General features: G+C 61.6%; 3 protein-coding genes. 2 read left to right on the top strand and 1 reads right to left on the bottom strand.

Annotated elements, in window-relative coordinates:
• Nucleotides 1–323: 323 nt before the first annotated feature.
• Together WBV42_RS02705 and WBV42_RS02700 are read left to right on the top strand one after the other, a co-directional pair.
• Nucleotides 324–1,037 carry a helix-turn-helix domain-containing protein gene (locus WBV42_RS02705; RefSeq protein ID WP_423984671.1) on the top strand — a complete coding sequence of 238 codons (714 nt, stop codon included), beginning with the start codon at nt 324–326 and terminating at the stop codon, nt 1,035–1,037.
• Nucleotides 1,038–1,243: 206 nt separating this feature from the next.
• The gene (locus tag WBV42_RS02700; RefSeq protein ID WP_423984670.1) at nt 1,244–2,344 is read left to right on the top strand and encodes a PQQ-binding-like beta-propeller repeat protein; all 1,101 of its coding nucleotides are present in this window, start codon (nt 1,244–1,246) and stop codon (nt 2,342–2,344) included.
• A 27-nt stretch (nt 2,345–2,371) separates the two neighbouring features.
• Here WBV42_RS02700 and WBV42_RS02695 read toward each other — a convergent pair whose 3' ends face one another.
• The gene (locus WBV42_RS02695; protein ID WP_423984669.1) at nt 2,372–3,859 is read right to left on the bottom strand and encodes a hypothetical protein; all 1,488 of its coding nucleotides are present in this window, start codon (nt 3,857–3,859) and stop codon (nt 2,372–2,374) included.
• Nucleotides 3,860–4,111: the final 252 nt, after the last annotated feature.

Raw genomic sequence — 4,111 nt, 5'->3', positions numbered from 1 at the left:
GTCCTCTACACGAACCACGACGAGTGCCCGGAATGCGGCGGAACCGTGGGAGTGCGGGAGGAAAAAGCGCCCGCTACCGCCGAAGAGGAAGCGAGGTCGGCGGACGACGTGGATGCAGCAGGTACGGAAACCGAATCTGCGGACACGACCGAGGAATAACGACGCGACTTCTCGATGGAGGTACCCGGTATTTCGTGATCGATGGATGGAACCGATCGAACGAAAACCCAGGGACGAAGACGTTAGAACCATCGGAATTTGATTCGGGAGCCTGACAGAATCGGATACAAAGTTTCAACTCGGTTGGTTGCCTCGATTTAAATATGCGAGAAGTGACGCTCCAGATACGTCACCACGGCGAACCTGAGAGCGACATCAGTGCCGACTACCCGGCGATAACGATCCGCTCCGTCTCTTCGATGACGGGAAGTGCCGCCGAGCGAAAGCGAATCATCGAGATAACCGGACCGGAAGCCTCGATAGCGGGATTTCTAGAGGAATTCGAGGCCGCTGATCCCGTGATCGATGTGGATACGCTGACGCCGCTGGACGTCCCACGAGTTCTCGTCGCAGTCACCATCGACAGCTACCAATGGGACAGCATCGCACAGCGGTTGACCGACCTGGGCGTCCACTATCGAACCGGAGCGGTCATATCGGCCGGTTGGGAACGCTGGACGCTGTATCTGGCGGAGGACGACGACCTAAACGAGATCGTCGAATCGATCGAACGTCCCGGAAACGAAACCGACCTCGTCCGGAACGTCGAACTCGGAGTGGTCGCCGAACAGGAACAGTTGGAATTTTCGCGCGTTATCAACGAACTCACCCAGCGACAGCGCGAGGTGTTGGGGACCGCCATCGAACTCGGTTACTACCGGCCCAAAAAGGAGACCAGCATCGAGGACATCGCCGATGCCGTGGGTATCGCCTCCACGACGGCGTGGGAACACCTCGCCCGCGCGGAGACGAAAGTGATGGAGGAGGTCGGAAAGCACGTCAATTCGAACGCGTTCGACTCCAACGATTCGAAGTAACGTGACCGGAGGGGCCGAGAATCTGTTCCTTCGCGTTCTAGTATGCGAGTCGAATGTGTCGGCGATACCGGCAGCGTTTAGTTCCCGATTACCCGAGATGAGGTCGAATGCGAGCGCGGACCGCAATCGTCGTCGTCCTGGTGATTTGTGCGCTTGCTAGTGCCTCTTTCTATAGTTTAACGAACAAACCGTCCGGGTCCCTCTCGGTGGATTGGACTTCGGACACGCCGCGACCGAACCAGTTGAACCATCATCCGATCGTCGCGGATCGGATCGACGGTGAATCGTATATCCTCGCACCGGTGAGTGCAGTCGCGGGGGAGAACGCGCGGTGTGCAGTGACGATGTTGAATCCGAACGGCACCACCCGGTGGCAGTACGAGATCAACAAATCGGCGTGTGCGGTCCACGGCATCGGCGATTCGCTCATCGCGGATGCGACCGGCGACCACCGTCCGAACGCCGTCGCCCCGACGACCGAAAAGCGTCTCTACGTCTTCGACGCCGAAAACGGGAGCGTCGAATGGACACAGAACCTGACGTCGTTCGGCTACGCCGGTCCCGTCGTGCTCACGGAGCCACACCGCCTCGTCGTTCAACCCGCGTTCGATGGCGTCGTTTTCGCTGATTCCGCGGATGGGACGCTCCAGTGGAAGTACGACTTGAACGACACCGTCTACGCGGAAACGCACGTCGTTCACGTCCCCGGTTCCCCGAATCCGGATATCGCCGTCGGCTCTACCGCGAAGGTCAGCGTCCTGCGACCGAACGGGACGCTCGAATGGCAGCGTTCCGCACTGGCGACGTGGCTCGCGAAGGGTCGCCTCGGCCAGCGTGACATACTCGTCGCGTCCGGAGGGAACGAAGTGACGGCCTTTGCCGCGGACGGAACGAAGCTCTGGCAACGCACGGGAATCGACCGTCCAGCGATCGATCAGGTCACCGACGGGGACGGCGACGGAACGCCGGAGGTCTACGTCGGAAGCGGCGGGGACACGGTCGCCGCGTTGAACGCACGGACCGGCAAAACCGAGTGGAAGACGACGCTTTCGACCGACGCGAAGTTGCTCCCCGCCCCGGTTACGGGGGACGTTAACGGCGACGGCGACCCCGAAGTCGTCGCGGTGACGAACCACGGTACGGTACAGGTCCTCGATGCAAGTTCCGGGGAGGTCCTCGCCTCCCACGAGCGAAAGGTAAAGGTCTGGGTGCACCCGACGGTGTGCGATATCGATGGGGACGGTGCGGACGAAATCCTCGTGATGTACGGTGACGGTCGAGTCGTCGAACTCTCGTATCACGAGTAGGTGTACTCACGGATTCGGAAGACGGGGTCACGAAACGACCGGCTGAGAGATTATCCAGAGCGAGAGCACAGTATAGCCGACCATCAGCACGATCAGCGGGAGGTGACCGCGTCGTGCCGCCGCAGTGGTTTCGAACCGTTCGACCGCGACGTAATGAGCGGCGACGACGGCGATAACATGACCGAGGACGATGAGGACGACCTGCGAACCCCAGAACACCGGAAGCGGAAGCCAAGCGAGGGGGTTCACGGTCTGTGCGCTCGGGGAGAGGGGATGAACGGCGACGGTGGCGAGTTGGGCGAGGTTACGAAACACGTAGGGATAGTTGTGGGCGACTTCGTACGCCGCCGCGATGGGGAGGACGGTCGGTGCAAAGTGCATCGCCGAACCGAGCCAATCGGGTTCACGTGTCCGTTCGTCTGAACCGATGACGGAGCCGCCGTCGGTGTTCACCTCGAAAGTATCCGATGGTCGCTGGTCGGCGCTGTCACCGCCGAGACGTTCGACGAGACGGCTGCAGAGGCCGAACGAGACGACGAAGACCGAGAGGCCAATCGCGTACAGCAGGATGCTGATCGCCGGTCCGGTCCCCAAGGAGTTCTGCACACCGACGAGGAGGTCTTGGTACGTCCGGGTGTTGGTGAACCCGTCGAAACTCACGGTGTACACCGCGGTGATGGCGAACAGAACGAGGGACGTATTCCGAACAGGGGTGAGGGTTCCCTGCCACGGCGGTCGGAGGGCGACGTCGGTACCGCCGTCGTCGCGTCGAGTGATGGTTATCGACGCCACCCGGCCGAACAGTCGGTAGAGAACGCCGAGGGGGTCAGCACGTCGGAACCACTCCGTCCCGTAGAGAAGGCTCCCGGCGACCATGACGAGCGTATACACCGCGAGGACGGCCGTCGTCAACAGCGGGCCCTTCTTCGGGATATACGTGAGGTTCTCCAGTATCCCGATCACGACGATGTAGCTCGCCAGCGCTGGCCAACTGCCGAGTCGTTCGGGGTACGACCCGAGGAAGGCTAGCTCCTCCCCTTCGAGCCACACGAACACACGGTACAGAGCTCGCCACGGGGACAGGACGGGCCACAGCGTGCCGACGAGGATGGAGAGCAGGGCGACGCCGTGGAACCAAACCGGCCACGTGAAGACGGTCGCGAAGTTCTGGTACTGGTTTTGTCGGCCGACGATTCCGATCGAGAGTGCGGCCGCGAATCCGGCGAAGAAGACGAGTCGAGCGCCCAGTCGAAGCGGCATCGAAATCGAGGAGGGAAGACGGAGAACGCGCATCCGGCGGGTCGCCGCCGAAGGGGTTCGCTCGGTGACCGCGAGCCATCCGGCCGTGAGCGCGACCGTCGCACCGGCACCGAGAAACAGCAGCGGGAGTGGAAGCGGGGAGGCGAATTTACTGGAGGGAATCGAGTGGGCACTCGCGAGTCCGAGGCCGAATCGGAGCGCGAACACGCCAATCGCCACCAGTGAAATCCCTCTTCCGATCCGACGACGATTCATCGTGTATCGCTCGTGTTCGGACGAGAAAAACAACACCGGTTCTCGTTCGATCCCACAGGGTACCGATTCGACGCGCGTACCAGAACCCCCTTGCGATGTGACTCGGTACTCCCGACAAATGAATCGGCGCAGATTTCTCAAAGCGACGGAGGCAATCGCGACGGGAAGCGTCGCTATCCTCGCCGGTTGTGCCAACGACACGGGCGGAGGAGCGGATTCGACGCGGACGAAGTCCCCGACCGAGACCAACAC

The sequence above is a fragment of the Haladaptatus sp. genome (genome assembly GCF_049589095.1).
Lineage (GTDB): Archaea > Halobacteriota > Halobacteria > Halobacteriales > Haladaptataceae > Haladaptatus.
Note: the sequence above shows the minus strand (reverse complement) of the source record. Positions and strands in the feature narration are given on the sequence as shown.

Excerpts from the sequence above, each read along its gene's own strand:
- WBV42_RS02705 (WP_423984671.1), top strand. The coding sequence starts at position 324 with ATGCGAGAAGTGACGCTCCAGATACGTCACCACGGCGAACCTGAGAGC.
- WBV42_RS02695 (WP_423984669.1), bottom strand. The coding sequence starts at position 3,859 with ATGAATCGTCGTCGGATCGGAAGAGGGATTTCACTGGTGGCGATTGGC.